This is a genomic window from Frankia sp. QA3 (assembly GCF_000262465.1).
GTDB lineage: Bacteria > Actinomycetota > Actinomycetes > Frankiales > Frankiaceae > Frankia.
In genome coordinates this window covers 5,881,911-5,896,688 of record NZ_CM001489.1, presented here as the reverse complement: position 1 = coordinate 5,896,688, position 14,778 = coordinate 5,881,911, and the positions used below count along the sequence as shown (strand labels likewise).

Here is a 14,778-nt window from a genome sequence, read left to right as displayed (position 1 = left end):
GTTCCGGCCGGGCGTTCCCCGAGCGGACACGTCTCTCCTACCCCTGTCACGCTACGTCTCACTCCCCTCGATCGAGCTCCCGGCCGGTGGCCGGCCGGGCGGACGGGCGGTGAAGATCGACCGCGCATGCTCTAACGTCCACGGCGTGCTGTTGTCCGACCGGGACATCCGGACCGAGATCACCGCGGGCCGGATCCGCCTCGATCCCCACGACCCCGCCCTGATCCAGCCGTCCAGCATCGACCTGAGGCTGGACCGCTGGTTCCGGGTCTTCGCCAACCACCGGTACAGCCACATCGACCCGTCGATCGAGCAGGAGGATCTCACCGAGCTCATCGCGCCGGACGGCGACGAGCCGTTCGTGCTGCATCCGGGCGAGTTCGTGCTCGGCTCGACGCTGGAGATCGTCACCCTGCCGGACGACCTGGCGGGCCGGCTGGAGGGGAAGTCGAGCCTGGGCCGGCTCGGGCTGCTCACGCACTCGACGGCCGGCTTCATCGATCCCGGCTTCTCCGGGCACGTCACGCTGGAGCTGTCGAACGTCGCGACGCTGCCGATCAAACTCTGGCCGGGCATGAAGATCGGCCAGCTGTGCCTGTTCCGGCTGACCTCGCCGGCCGAGCACTCCTACGGCTCGGCCGTCTACGGCTCCCGCTACCAGGGCCAGCGCGGTCCGACCCCGTCCCGCGCCTACCGCGACTTCACCCGCGCCCCCGTCCCGAACGGGGAGCTCCCCCCCGGCTGACCCGCCCGCGGACCCCGCCGCCGGCCCGGACCTGCCGCCCGCCCGACCCGCCGGACTCACGCACGACCCTCACCGACCGCCGCGGCCTTCCGCCTCCGGGTCCCTGCCTGTCCAGAGGTTTCGCGTCCGTTTTATCCCTCTGGACAGGCAGGGTGGCCGGCAGGGCAGGGAAGCCGGAACTATCAAGAACGACCCGGGACTCTCGCGGGTGGCGAGGGTCCCGGGTCGCGGGGATGACGGGGTTGGCCGCAGGTCAGCCGACGGGCTCGGCGGGGGCCGCCGCCGGGGTCGCCGGGGCCAGCGAGCGGGCCAGCAGCTGCGAGACGTCGAGCACCTCGACGCTCTCCTTCGCCTCACCGGCGAGCTTCTTCTCGGTGACGGCGTCGGTGAGCATCACGATGCAGAACGGGCACGCGGTGGACACGACGTCCGGGTCGAGACCGAGGGCCTCTTCCATCCGGTCGACGTTGACCCGCTTGCCGATCTTCTCCTCCATCCACATCCGCGCGCCGCCGGCGCCGCAGCAGAAGCCGCGGTCCTTGCAGCGGTGCATCTCCTGGCCCCGGATGCCGGGGATGGCCTCCAGGATCTCCCGCGGCGGGGTGTAGACCTTGTTGTGTCGGCCGAGGAAACACGGGTCGTGGTAGGTGACCGAGGAGTCGATCGGGGTGACCGGCACCAGCTTGCGCTCCTCGACGAGCTTGCCGAGCAGCTGGGTGTGGTGGACGACCTCGTACTCGCCGCCGAGCGAGGAGTACTCCCGGGCGAGGCTGTTGAAGCAGTGCGGGCAGGTCGCGACGATCTTCTTGACGCCCGTCTCGTTCAGCAGCTCGATGTTCGCCTTGGCCATCTCCTGGTAGAGGTACTCGTTGCCGAGCCGGCGGGCCGGGTCACCGGTGCAGGACTCGTTGGTGCCGAGGATCGCGAACTCGACGCCCGCGGTGTGCAGCAGCTCGGCGAAGGCCCGCGCGACCTTCTTCGCCCGGTCCTCGATGGCACCGGCGCAGCCGACCCAGTACAGGTACTCGACGTCCTCGGGGATCTGCTCGCCGTCGCCGATGATCCGCACCTCGAAGGGCAGGCCCTCGGTCCACTCGGTGCGGGTCCGCTGCGACACGCCCCAGGGGTTGCCGTTGTTCTCCAGGTTGCGCAGCATGACGCCGGCCTCGGACGGGAACGCCGACTCGATCATCACCTGGTAGCGGCGCATGTCGACGATGTGGTCGACGTGCTCGATGTCCACCGGGCACTGCTCGACGCAGGCGCCGCAGTTGGTGCACGACCACAGCACGTCGGGGTCGATGACCCCGCCCTCCTCCGCGGTCCCGACGAGCGGCCGGTCCACCTGCGGCTGGCCGGGCTCGGGCACCCGGCCGAAGCCGGACTCGGGCACGCCGTGGTGGGCGTGGGCGTCCTCGGAGACCCCGGTGACCGCCTTCGGCGCCTGCTCTCCCTCGGCCTCGCCCTTGGCGGACAGCAGGTAGGGAGCCTTGGCGAACAGGTGGTCGCGCAGGTCCATGATCAGCAGCTTCGGCGACAGCGGCTTGCCGGTGTTCCAGGCGGGGCACTGGCTCTGGCAGCGCCCGCACTCGGTGCAGGTGGCGAAGTCGAGCATCGCCTTCCAGGTGAAGTCCTCGACCTTGCCGACGCCGACGATCGGCTCGTCCTCGTCCATCAGCTTCTCGATGTCGGGGGTGCTGCCGAGCGGGCCGAGGGCCACCGGCTCGCGCTTGAGCACGACGTTGATCGGGGCCAGGCCGATGTGCAGGTGCTTGGAGTACACCACCAGCACGGAGAAGCCCATGATGACGGCGATGTTGAGCAGCAGGAAGGCCGTCTCGATGTCCTCGTTCACGTCGTGCGAGAGGCCCGAGAAGATCCGGCTGACGACGTAGGAGGCGAAGGCCCACTTGGTCTGGCCCTGCGGCAGGTTCCCGGTGTTGTACTGGGCGCCACGGTAGATCAGCAGGGTCCCGACGACGGCGGTGATCAGGCCGAGGATGACCCAGGCCGGACCGGTGTGCGAGCCGTAGAAACGCGACTTGCGCTCCAGCCGGGCGGGGGCGTTCTTGATCCGGATGATCGTGAAGGCGAGCAGCCCGGCGAGCACCGCCACGGAGAAGAAGTCCTCCAGGAAGCCGATGGCCGCCCAGTGACCGAACCCGGGGATGTGGAAGTCGTCGTCGAACAAGCCGCCATAAGCCTCGATGACGGTCAACAGCAGGATCGTGAAGCCCCAGAAGGTGAAGAAGTGCGCGATGCCCGGCACCGACCACTTCAACAGCTTCCGTTGACCGCCGACCTCGCTGATCTCGGTCCAGATGCGCTTCGGCAGGTCGTCCAGCCGGCCCTGCGCCGGCTGTCCCGACCTGATCAGCCGGAACAGCCAGAACACCCGGCGTCCGGCTACCGCGAGAGCGATCAGCGTGATCGCTCCACCGATCGCAATTCTCACAGCATCCTCCATCTGGCACCCACCATCGCGGGTGAGCCTACTCGTACCGGCCAGTAACAAAATGGGACGAGTGATCCGCACCACCCGTTCGACGAGCCCCGTCCCATCCGCCGGCCGAAGTCGTTCTCGCAAATCCGGATGCGGACAGCGGTGACTTCGGAGCCGGCGGCGAGCCCGCCTACCACCGACCCTGCCACGACGTGGTCCGAGCGGCCCGATATAGGGGGTCCGAAGGTCCGATCACCCGCGCCAGGTGCTCTGGACTGCTACTTTCAGTGGCAGATGCCCAACCGACGCGCAACGCCTCGCATCGCCACGACTACCGCGCCGTCACGCATCCGCACACCCGCGCCGGTCGCGGCGGGCGGACGCCGGCGGTCGCGGCGCCAGCACCGTCCCGACCCCGTCCCGACCACGTCCGCGCCGCGCCGCGCCGCGAAGGCACCCGAGTCGATGATGTCAACCCTTGTGCTACAAGGACCTTCGACGCACCATAGGGACGGCCCTTCGCCCGCGGTGACCGGGCGATCGTGTGTTCCGCGGTGCATGCTTCCCCGAGGCGTGCGCGGGTCTGGTGCCAGCGCTGTCGCGACGATGCCCGGCGTTCCCGGCGGACGGGCCCCTACCAACGTTGACGACTCCTGCGAACCATGGTGGGCACGATGGCAACGATCACCCGGCCGACGATGACCCGAGTCGGCCGTCCCGGGCAGTCCCTGCAGACGGAGTACCAGCGGGCCCGGGAGAACCAGGCACTGGTCCGGCGGGACCGGCTGACGCGGCAGGTCCCCCGCATCGCGGCGCGGGCCGCGGTGGTCGGCCTCGTCCTCGCCCTGGTCATCGGCTTCGGGGTCGGCCAGCCCGGCATCGCGATCGCCGTGTTCTTCCTGGTCTTCCTGGCCTGGCCGGCCGGCATCATCATCGCCGCGTACGGCACCGCGCCGGACATCGAGTCGCTGCGCGAGGGCGCCGAGGCCGAGCGCAAGACCGCCCGGGCCATCGCCCGGCTGCGCCGACAGGGCTACATCATCCTCCACGACCGGGCCGTGCCGTACTCCGAGGCGACCATCGGTCACCTCGTGATCGGGCCCGGCGGGGTGATGGTGATCGGTAGCGACAACAGCAAGGGGACTGTGCGCTACACCAAGGGCGGGGCGATCTGCGACGGCGAGTCGCTCAAGCCGGTGATCGACCGAGCCTCCTGGCTGGGTGGCGAGGTCCGCAGCCAGATCCGGGCCGCGCTGCCGATGCTCAAGATTCCGGTCAATCCGATCCTGGTGATGGTCGAGGCCAACGTGCTGTGGAGCGACGGCGCCCTCGACGGCGTGACGATCATCAGTATCAAGGACGTCGCCAACTTCATCCGGCACAAGCCCGGCCGGCTCAACCCCGGCGAGGTACGGCAGATCATCGCCGCGTCCGAGCGGCTGTTCCCGGCCTTCTCCGCCAACCGGCTGGCCGACCAGGTCACCGTCGACCGCGACCAGTGGCTGACCCTGATGGACGCGCTGCGCACCATCCGCGAGCGCGACGGCGACGCCAGCGACATGCTCGACCGGCTTGCCCAGATCGAGGCCGACCTGGGCCGGCAGGCCGACCTCAGCGAGCGGACCGGGATGCCGCTGGCCGTCCCGGGCCGCGAGGCCCCTGCCGAGGCCGCCGACCTCGGCGAAGACGGACTGCCCGACGCCTCCGGCGGCCCGGTGACCTCGATCGGCCTGGCCGCGCCGGGCGGCGGGGGCGCCCGGCCACGCGCCGGCGCTCGCCGGGGCCGCATCCTGGCCGCCGTGCGCCCGCCGCGGGAAGCCCCCGAGCCACCCCGGACCGGCGCCGCGGGCACCGCGGGCGACCCGCCCGACAGCTCCCCGTCCGGAGACGCGAAGCCGCAGCCGCCCGCCGGCTCCTGACCGGGCACCGCCCGCCACGATTCCCGCGCCCGACGCCGCCCGCCGGACCATGACCCGGCGCGGCGGGGTCGGGCCTGCGGCGTGCCCGCAGTCTCCCGAACGCCGGCCGTCGCCTAGGCTCCCGCGCCCCTGGCCAGCGCTTACCGGACGCCACCCGCGGCCGAGGCGCCGCCACCCGCAGCCGAGGTTCGCGTGTCCACGACCGGGGGGTCCCGCGGCGCCCGACGGGAGGTTCCCGCGCCGCCCGGCCGGGCGACCCCGCGCGGTGACGCCCGTCCGCGCCCGCCATTCGCCGGGAGGCTGGATACGACCCGCCGCGCCACCGGTCGGCGACCCCCGCCGACCGCCTCGGGTGGGAATCCCGCCGAGGATCGCAAAGTTGAGTCTGGATGACTCACCTCTGTCGGGTTATGCTTGGAGCCGTCATCATGAGTCACACAGGCTCAACCTACTGATACGTCCTAGCGTTAGCGGAACCGCGCTCTCCGGGTGATCCTGGGAGAGCCGGTCCACCGAGAGGTTCCACCCCACGAGGTCGGCTCGCACGCACCGTCCGCGGCGCCGACATGGATCGAGAGGCACACAGACATGGCACGAGCGGTCGGCATCGACCTCGGCACCACGAACTCCGTCGTGAGCGTGCTCGAGGGCGGCGAACCCACGGTGATCGCGAACGCCGAGGGTTCTCGCACGACCCCGTCGGTCGTGGCCTTCGCGAAGAACGGCGAGGTCCTGGTCGGCGAGGTCGCGAAGCGGCAGGCGGTCACCAATGTCGAGCGCACCATCCGGTCGGTCAAGCGCCACATGGGCACCGACTGGAAGATGAAGGTCGACGCGAAGGACCTGACTCCCCAGGAGATCAGCGCCTTCATCCTGCAGAAGCTCAAGCGGGACGCCGAGTCCTACCTCGGCGAGTCCGTCGCGGACGCGGTCATCACCGTCCCCGCCTACTTCGACGACGCCCAGCGGCAGGCCACCACGGAGGCCGGCACGATCGCGGGCCTCAACGTCCTGCGGATCGTGAACGAGCCGACCGCGGCGGCCCTCGCCTACGGGCTGGACAAGGGCGAGAAGGAGCAGACCATCCTGGTCTTCGACCTCGGTGGCGGCACCTTCGACGTCTCGCTGCTCGAGATCGGCGACGGTGTCGTCGAGGTGAAGTCCACCTCCGGTGACACCCACCTCGGCGGTGACGACTGGGACCAGCGGATCACCGATCACCTGATCAAGACCTTCAACGGTCAGCACGGGGTTGATCTCGGCAAGGACAAGATGGCCCTGCAGCGGCTGCGGGAGGCCGCGGAGAAGGCGAAGATCGAGCTCTCCCAGTCCAGCCAGACGTCGATCAACCTGCCCTACATCACCGCCTCGGCGGAGGGCCCGCTGCACCTCGACGTGTCGTTGACGCGGGCCGAGTTCCAGCGGATGACCTCCGACCTCATCGACCGCTGCAAGCACCCCTTCCAGCAGGCGGTGAAGGACGCGGGCATCAAGGTCAGCGACATCGACCACGTCGTGCTCGTCGGCGGTTCCACCCGGATGCCCGCCGTCGTCGACCTGGTCCGCGAGCTGACCGGCGGCAAGGAGCCGAACAAGGGCGTCAACCCGGACGAGGTCGTCGCCGTCGGCGCCTCGCTGCAGGCCGGCGTGCTCAAGGGCGAGGTCAAGGACGTCCTGCTGCTCGACGTCACCCCGCTGTCGCTCGGGATCGAGACGAAGGGGGGAATCATGACCAAGCTCATCGAGCGCAACACCACGATTCCCACCAAGCGCTCGGAGATCTTCACCACCGCCGAGGACAGCCAGCCCTCCGTGCAGATCCAGGTTTTCCAGGGTGAGCGCGAGATGGCCGCGTACAACAAGAAGCTCGGCATGTTCGAGCTGACCGGCCTGCCGCCGGCGCCGCGTGGCCTGCCCCAGATCGAGGTGACCTTCGACATCGACGCGAACGGCATCGTGCACGTGTCCGCCAAGGATCTCGGCACGGGCAAGGAGCAGTCGATGACGATCACCGGCGGGTCCGCGCTGCCGCGCGACGACATCGATCGGATGGTCCGCGACGCCGAGCAGTACGCCGAGGAGGACCGCAACCGCCGCGAGGAGGCCGAGACCCGCAACAAGGCGGAGACCCTCGTCTACTCCACCGAGCGGTTCCTGGCCGAGAACGGCGAGAAGATCGACGCCGCGGTGAAGTCCGACGTGGAGGAGAAACTCGGCACCCTGCGTGGCGCCGTCGCGGGCACCGACACGGCGGCGATTCGGGAGGCCGCCGACGCGCTGGCCGCCGCGAGCCAGGCGATGGGCCAGGCCATGTACGAGCAGGCCGCTCACGAGGGGGCGGGTGCTCCCGGCGCCGGCGGACCTGCCGACGACGACGTGGTCGACGCCGAGATCGTGGACGAGGAGGACAAGAAGTGACCTCCGGTCAATCCGGTGACTGGTGGGGTGCGGGCAGGTCCGACAGTCGGGACGACGGGGAGGAGCCTCGCGTGGTCGTGCGCGACCGGCGGCGGATTGACCCGGAGAGCGGCGAGGTGCGGCCAGAGGCCGCTGCCGCACCCGGCGGGGTAGCGGGCAGCGCTCCCGTCGGCGCCCCCGCCCAGGAGGCCGACGGCGAGCTCGTCGCATCCCTGCAGCAGCAGATCACCGAGCGCACGGCGGACCTGCAGCGGCTGAAGGCGGAGTTCGACAACTACCGCCGGCGGGTCGAGCGGGACCGCCAGCAGATCGGCGAGCAGGCGACCGCCAAGCTGCTCGCCAGCCTGTTGTCGACCCTCGACGACCTCGGCCGGGCCCGCGACCACGGGGATCTCGAAGGCCCGTTCAAGGCCATCGCCGAGGCCCTGGAGGCAACGTTGGAAGCCGCCGGGCTGGAGCGCTACGGGTCGCCGGGCGACGAGTTCGACCCGTCCGTCCACGAGGCGCTCATGCACTCCTACCGGGCCGACGTGACCGGCCCGACCTGCGTGGACGTCTTCCGGGCCGGCTACCTGCACGCGGGCCGGGTTCTGCGCCCCGCGCAGGTGTCGGTCGCGGAGCCCACGGGCGAGGTGGCCGCGCCGGCCGAGGCCGAACCCGGAGGCGGGCCCGGACGACCGGACGAGCAGGCGGAGCGGCCGAGCCCGGTCCCGGACGACACCGGCAGCATCCCTGGCCCGGACAACGGCGGGCCCACTGTCAGCGCCGACTGAGGGTGGCGGCCAGGTCCGCCCGGCCGCCCGCGTCGTGGCGGCACTGCTCGGTTCGCCACGCGAGCCGAGACCTGACGGACGTGGCCGGCCGTCCCGCCCGGGCGGACAGCCCGCGCGGGACGACACGATGAGGAAAGGAGGGGCGCCGTGAGTGTTCGTGACATGGTCGAGAAGGACTATTACGCCGCTCTCGGCGTTCCGAAGGACGCCTCGGCGGCCGACATCAAGAAGGCGTACCGGAAGCTTGCCCGGGAGCTGCATCCGGACAAGAACCCGGGCGACGCAAAGGCCGAGGCGCGCTTCAAGGAGGTGTCCGAGGCCTACGACGTCCTCTCCGACGAGAATCGTCGACGGGAGTACGACGAGGCCCGGGCGTTGTTCGCGGCCGGCGGTCGGCCGGGCGGCGGTCGGACCGGCGGGTACGGGGGCTTCGGTACGCCCGGCGGTTTCGGCGCGCCCGGCGGAGGTTACGGTGGCAACCCGAACATCAACTTCGAGGATCTCCTCGGCGGGTCGGGCGGTGGTCTCGGCGGTTTCTTCGACATGTTCCAGCGGTCGTCGCCGGGCCGCGGGCCGCGCCGGGGTGGCGACATCGAGGCCGAGGTCACCATCCCGTTCGAGAAGTCGCTGACCGGGCTGGAGGCGTCGGTGCGACTGCCCGGCGCCGCGACCTGCACCACCTGTGAAGGCAGCGGGGCCCGGCCGGGGACCACCCCGCGAACCTGCCCGATCTGCCGAGGGCTCGGCGTGGTCTCCCGTTCCCAGGGCGGATTCGCGCTTTCCGAGCCATGCCGCGACTGCCTGGGCAAGGGCACGCTCATCGATCATCCCTGTCCGGACTGCCGGGGTTCTGGTCGCCGCGAACGCGAGCAGCGCATCCGCATCCCCCCGGGCGTCAGCGACGGGCAGCGGCTGCGGGTGCGCGGCCGCGGCACGCCCGGGGAGCGCGGCGGCCCGGCCGGCGACCTGGAGGTGACGGTCCACGTGCTGCGCCACCCGGTCTTCGACCGGGAGGGCAACAACCTGACCATCACGCTCCCCGTCACGATCACCGAGGCTGCCCTGGGCGCGTCGGTACGGGTGCCAACTCTCGACGGCGCGCCGCTCACGGTGAAGGTGCCGGCCGGCACCTCCAGCGGACGGCGGCTGCGGGCCCGCGGGCGAGGTGTCCCGGTGGCGGGCGGGGGAAACGGCGACCTCATCGTGACCTTGGAGGTGACCGTGCCCAAGCCGGCCGATCTCTCGCCGCGCGCACGCACGGCGTTGCTGGAGTTCGCCCAGGCCCATCCCGAGGACCCGCGGGCGCCGCTGACGGAACGGATGGAGGCAGAGGGATGACGGCGCGTCCGAATCGCACGTCCGACCCGCCGGCCGCGCCGCACGCGCGGACGGCTCCGGCACGGCGGGCAGGGGAACGACCGCCGCCGGACCCGATGGCCTCGGCCACCGAGGTCCGGCCGGAGGGGTACTACCCGACCGGTCCGCTGCCCGGCCCCGCCCACGACGAGGACGCGCCGGTCTACGTGATCTCGATTGCGGCACAGCTCGCCGGCATGCACCCGCAGACCCTGCGGTCCTACGACCGGCTCGGGTTGGTCACCCCAGGCCGCACCGCGGGGCGGGGGCGGCGTTACTCCGCCCGGGACGTCGCCCTGCTGCGGGAGGTCCAGCGCCTGTCCCAGGAGGAGGGCGTCAACCTCGAGGGCATCCGGCAGGTCCTGCGCCTGAGCGCTCAGGTGATGGCGTTGCAGGCGCAGGTCCGCCAGCTCACCGAGGAACTCGCCCGGGCCCGCGTCGACGCGGAGCGGCAGGTGGCCGAGGCGCATGCCAGCCACCGGCGCGACCTCGTCCCGGTCGACCGCGGGGCAATCGTGGTATGGCGGCCGCTTCCCCGCCGTTGACGGCCCGGCCGGCAAGGGCGCCGGCCGGTGCGGCAACCCGACCCTCAGGGGGCTTCTCCCGGTCCGTGGCGGGCCACGAGGAGCCCCTTTCGCCTTTCCAGGAACCTCCCCGCGGCGAACCAAGGTTGAGTGGGAACGACTCAGGTATGCTGAGCGTTGAAACGGACGACACCGTACGCACCTGACCACCCTGGGATCCGCCATGAACGCTGAACGCCTCACCGCCCGCTCGCAGGAGGCCCTCTCCGCGGCGATCAGTCGAGCCACCGGCGACGGGTCACCGCTCGTCGACCCCCTCCACCTGCTCACCGCGCTGCTCGAGGCTCCGGACGGGGTCGGTGCGGCGCTGCTGTCCTCGGCCGGCACCTCCGTCGACGCGGTCCGGGCCAGGGCCGAGGCCGCGGTGTCCCGGCTGCCTCGAGCCACCGGGATGAGCGTCTCGGCGCCGCAGCTGTCCCGCCAGCTCCTCACCGTGCTCAACAACGCCGAGCGGCAGGCCGGCCGGCTGGGTGACGAGTACACCTCGGTGGAACACCTCGCCGTCGCGCTCGCCGAGGAGGGGGGCGAGGCAGGCCGCATCCTGACCTCTGCCGGCGCGACCCCGGACGCGCTGCGCGGCGCCTTCGACAAGGTCCGCGGCGGCGCCCGGCGGGTGACCAGCCGCGACCCCGAGGGGTCCTACCGCGCGCTGGAGAAGTACTCGATCGACCTCACCGAGCGGGCCCAGCAGGGCAAGCTCGACCCGGTGATCGGCCGGGACGCGGAGATCCGCCGGGTGATCCAGGTGTTGTCCCGGCGGACCAAGAACAACCCTGTCCTCATCGGCGAGCCCGGCGTCGGCAAGACCGCGATCGTCGAGGGCCTCGCGCTGCGGGTCGTGGCGGGCGACGTGCCCGAGTCGCTGCGCGGCCGGCGGATCGTCTCGCTCGACCTGGGCTCGATGGTCGCCGGTTCCAAGCTGCGCGGCGAGTTCGAGGAGCGGCTGACCTCGGTGCTCAACGAGATCCGCGAGGCCGAGGGGCAGATCATCACGTTCATCGACGAGCTGCACACGGTCGTCGGCGCCGGCGGCGCCGAGGGCGCGATGGACGCGGGCAACATGCTCAAGCCCATGCTCGCCCGCGGTGAGCTGCGCATGATCGGCGCGACCACCCTGGAGGAGTACCGCACCCGGATCGAGAAGGACCCGGCGTTGGAGCGGCGCTTCCAGCCGGTCCTCGTCGGCGAGCCGACCGTCGAGGACACCATCGGCATCCTGCGCGGCCTCAAGGAACGCTACGAGGTGCACCACGGGGTGCGCATCACCGATGCGGCGCTGGTCGCCGCGGCGACCCTGTCCGACCGCTATGTCACCGCCCGCTTCCTGCCGGACAAGGCGATCGATCTCATGGACGAGGCCGCGTCCCGGCTGCGGATGGAGATCGACAGCCGCCCGGTGGCGATCGACGAGCTCGAGCGGGCCGTGCGCCGGCTGGAGATCGAGGACATGGCGCTGTCGAAGGAGAACGACGACGCCTCCCGGGAGCGGCGCGGCCGGTTGCAGCGCGAGCTGGCGGACCGGCGCGAGGAGCTGTCGAGCCTGACGGCACGCTGGCATCGGGAGAAGGACTCGATCTCCGAGGTCCAGAAGATCAAGGAGGAGTTGGAGAACGCGCGGCGGGCCGCGGAGCTGGCCGAGCGCGACCTCGACCTGGCGAAGGCCGGGGAGCTGCGCTACGGCACGATCCCGACGTTGGAGAGGCAGCTGACCGACGCCACCGATGCGCTGGCCGCCGCGGACTCCCCCGGCGGGGCGATGCTCAACGAGGAGGTCGGCCCGGACGACGTCGCCGAGGTCGTCGCCGCCTGGACCGGCATTCCGGCCGGCCGGCTACTCGAGGGTGAGACGGCGAAGCTGCTGCGGATGGAGTCCGAGCTGCACGCCCGGGTGATCGGCCAGGACGAGGCGGTGCGGGCGGTGTCCGACGCGGTGCGCCGGGCCCGGGCCGGCATCGCCGACCCCGACCGGCCCACCGGCTCGTTCCTCTTCCTCGGCCCGACTGGCGTCGGCAAGACGGAGCTCGCGAAGGCGCTGGCCGACTTCCTGTTCGACGACGAGCGGGCGGTCGTGCGTATCGACATGAGCGAGTACGCGGAGAAGCACTCGGTCGCCCGGCTGATCGGGGCCCCACCCGGTTACATCGGGTTCGAGTCCGGCGGGCAGCTCACCGAGGCGATCCGCCGCCGGCCCTACAGCGTCATCCTGCTCGACGAGGTCGAGAAGGCTCACCCCGACGTCTTCGACGTGCTGCTGCAGGTCCTCGACGACGGGCGGCTGACCGACGGTCAAGGGCGCACGGTCGACTTCCGCAACACGATTCTCGTCCTGACCTCGAACCTGGGCTCGCAGTTCATCGCCGATCCCACCCTGAGCCCGCAGGTGCGGCGCGAGTCGGTGATGGTCGCGGTGCGGGATGCCTTCAAGCCGGAGTTCCTCAACCGGCTCGACGACGTCCTCGTCTTCGACCAGCTCGGCCGGGAGGAGCTGACCCGCATCGTCGACCTCCAGCTCGATCGGCTGCGGGCGCGGTTGCAGGAGAGGCGGATCGGCCTCGAGGTCACCGACACCGCCAAGGGATGGCTGTCCGACGTCGGTTACGACCCGGTGTTCGGGGCGCGGCCGCTGCGGCGCCTCGTCCAGACGGCGATCGGCGACCAGCTCGCTCGGGAACTGCTCGCCGGGCAGGTCCGCGACGGCGACGACGTGCTGGTCGACGCCGTGCCGGGTGGATCCGGGCTGATCGTCTCCACTGCGACCAAGGCGATCGTCAAGGCGCTGTGAGGGCCCGGCCGGTGCGGCCGGGCGGCGGTGTCCGGGCGCGCGACGCAGGCTGTGGCGCGCCCGGACCGGTGGCGTCCCGGTCACGCGAACCCGGCGAGAGGTTACGGTAAGCAGTGGTCGATCGCCGTGCACAAGCGAGTCCGCGCCGAGGGTGGGAGCCGACGATGTCCGTACTTCCCGATCCCGACACCGCGTTCGGGGCGAAGGTCGCTCGGCGGCTGGGCGAGGACCGGATCGCCTGGCTGACGTCCACCGACCGGTCCGGCACCCCGCAGCCAGCGCCGATCTGGTTTCTGTGGGACTTCGCCACCGCCAGCGCCCAGCTCTACAGCGAGCCCACCGCGCGGCGGCTAAGCCGGATCCAGGCGAATCCCCGCAGCTCCCTGCACCTCGACGACGACGGCCGCGGCGGCGACTTCGTCGTGCTCACCGGCGTGCTCACCACCGACCCGGACGCCGCGCCCGCGGATCAGAACCCCGGGTACCTCGCGAAGTACAGCGAGTGGGCGAAGAACGTGTTCGGTTCGGTCGAGCGGTTCGCGACGCTGTACAGCGTGCCGCTGCGGTTCCGGGCCGAGCGGGCCCGCGGGCAGTGAGACGCGGGCAGTGAGACGCGGGCAGTGGGTGAGACGCGGGCAGTGAGTGCCCACGCCACCGCCTGCCACGGGCCGGTCACCCCGCCCGGACCGCCGGCTCCCAACCGATCGGGCGGGGGCGTCGCGGCATAAGGTCGGCCCATGGCGGGCAGATCGAACATCGTCGTCTCGGAACCCGTGCGGGATGCGCTGGCCGCCGGAGCGCCGGTGGTCGCGCTGGAGTCGACGTTGATCGCGCATGGGCTGCCCCGGCCCCGCAATCGCGAGGTCGCCCTGGAACTGGAGGAGCAGGCCCGCGAACGAGGCGTGACCCCCGCGACGATCGCGGTGATCGACGGCGTGCCCCGGGTTGGCCTGGACGAGCCGGATCTGCGCCGCATCGCCGACGACGCCAACGTGGTCAAGCTGTCCGTGCGTGATCTGCCGGTCGCCTGCGCGACCGGGTGGACAGGAGCGACGACGGTCGCGGCCACGGCGCTGCTCGCCGCCCGCGTCGGGATTCGGCTGTTCGCCACCGGAGGCCTCGGCGGGGTGCACCGCGGCGCCGGGGACAGCTTCGACGAATCCGCCGACCTGGTGACCCTGTCGACCACGCCGATCACCGTCGTGAGCGCCGGGGTCAAGTCGATCCTCGACATCGCCGCGACCCTCGAACGGCTGGAGACGCTGGGGATCACCGTCGTCGGCTATCGGACGTCGACCTTCCCCGGCTTCTACCTGCCGCGCACCACCTACGACCTGGACTGGCGGGTCAGCGACGCCGGTCAGGTCGCTGCGGCGATGACCGCGGCGGACACGCTGGGGCTGACCTCGGCGATCGTCGTGGCCAACCCGCTGCCCGCCGACCAGGCCCTCGACCCGGCCCTGCACGACAGGGTGCTGGCCGACGCCCTGGCCTGGGCCGAGGAACGCGGCATCCGCGGCAAGGCCGTCACGCCGTTCCTCCTGGAGACCTTCCACCGGGAGACCGGCGGAGCGAGCCTGACGGTCAACATCAACGCCGTGCGGAACAACGTCGCCGTCGCGGCCGAGATCGCCCTGGCCTGGGCCACCCCAGACCGGGCCACCCCAGACCGGGCCACCTCAGACCGGGCCACCCCAGACCAGGCACCTCAGCCGTAAGCGACCCCTGCAGCCGGAACTCCTCGCAGCCGCAACCCAC

General features: G+C 71.5%; 10 protein-coding genes. 9 read left to right on the top strand and 1 reads right to left on the bottom strand.

Annotated elements, in window-relative coordinates; translation table 11 throughout:
• Positions 1-145 precede the first annotated feature (145 nt).
• Positions 146-745 carry a dCTP deaminase gene (gene dcd / locus FRAQA3DRAFT_RS24170; protein WP_035923414.1) on the top strand — a complete coding sequence of 200 codons (600 nt, stop codon included), beginning with the start codon at positions 146-148 and terminating at the stop codon, positions 743-745.
• Positions 746-998: 253 nt separating this feature from the next.
• Here dcd and FRAQA3DRAFT_RS24165 read toward each other — a convergent pair whose 3' ends face one another.
• Positions 999-3,200, bottom strand: a complete 2,202-nt coding sequence (locus FRAQA3DRAFT_RS24165; RefSeq protein WP_009741678.1) for a (Fe-S)-binding protein — start codon at positions 3,198-3,200, stop codon at positions 999-1,001.
• Positions 3,201-3,862: 662 nt separating this feature from the next.
• On the opposite strand from FRAQA3DRAFT_RS24165, the gene FRAQA3DRAFT_RS24160 reads away from it, so the two are divergent.
• From FRAQA3DRAFT_RS24160 to FRAQA3DRAFT_RS24125, 8 genes are all read left to right on the top strand, one after another.
• Complete coding sequence (locus FRAQA3DRAFT_RS24160; protein WP_009741677.1) at positions 3,863-5,107, top strand: nuclease-related domain-containing protein; 1,245 nt, start codon at positions 3,863-3,865, stop codon at positions 5,105-5,107.
• 588 nt (positions 5,108-5,695) lie between these two features.
• On the top strand, positions 5,696-7,525 hold the full coding sequence (gene dnaK, locus FRAQA3DRAFT_RS24155) for a molecular chaperone DnaK (RefSeq protein ID WP_009741676.1): 1,830 nt from the start codon (positions 5,696-5,698) through the stop codon (positions 7,523-7,525).
• A 77-nt stretch (positions 7,526-7,602) separates the two neighbouring features.
• Positions 7,603-8,298, top strand: coding sequence for a nucleotide exchange factor GrpE (gene grpE, locus FRAQA3DRAFT_RS24150; RefSeq protein ID WP_157468717.1), 696 nt, complete (start codon positions 7,603-7,605; stop codon positions 8,296-8,298).
• Positions 8,299-8,445: 147 nt separating this feature from the next.
• Positions 8,446-9,636 (top strand): molecular chaperone DnaJ, encoded by a 1,191-nt coding sequence (gene dnaJ / locus FRAQA3DRAFT_RS24145; protein WP_009741674.1) that lies wholly within the window; start codon positions 8,446-8,448, stop codon positions 9,634-9,636.
• Positions 9,633-10,199 (top strand): heat shock protein transcriptional repressor HspR, encoded by a 567-nt coding sequence (locus tag FRAQA3DRAFT_RS24140; protein WP_009741673.1) that lies wholly within the window; start codon positions 9,633-9,635, stop codon positions 10,197-10,199. The genes dnaJ and FRAQA3DRAFT_RS24140 overlap by 4 nt, the downstream gene beginning before the upstream one ends.
• Positions 10,200-10,401: 202 nt before the next feature.
• A complete protein-coding gene (gene clpB, locus FRAQA3DRAFT_RS24135) occupies positions 10,402-13,020 on the top strand; it encodes an ATP-dependent chaperone ClpB (protein WP_009741672.1) in 2,619 nt (872 codons plus the stop codon).
• Positions 13,021-13,184: 164 nt separating this feature from the next.
• Positions 13,185-13,616 carry a TIGR03667 family PPOX class F420-dependent oxidoreductase gene (locus FRAQA3DRAFT_RS24130; protein ID WP_009741671.1) on the top strand — a complete coding sequence of 144 codons (432 nt, stop codon included), beginning with the start codon at positions 13,185-13,187 and terminating at the stop codon, positions 13,614-13,616.
• A 141-nt stretch (positions 13,617-13,757) separates the two neighbouring features.
• Positions 13,758-14,738 (top strand): pseudouridine-5'-phosphate glycosidase, encoded by a 981-nt coding sequence (locus FRAQA3DRAFT_RS24125; protein WP_009741670.1) that lies wholly within the window; start codon positions 13,758-13,760, stop codon positions 14,736-14,738.
• Positions 14,739-14,778: the final 40 nt, after the last annotated feature.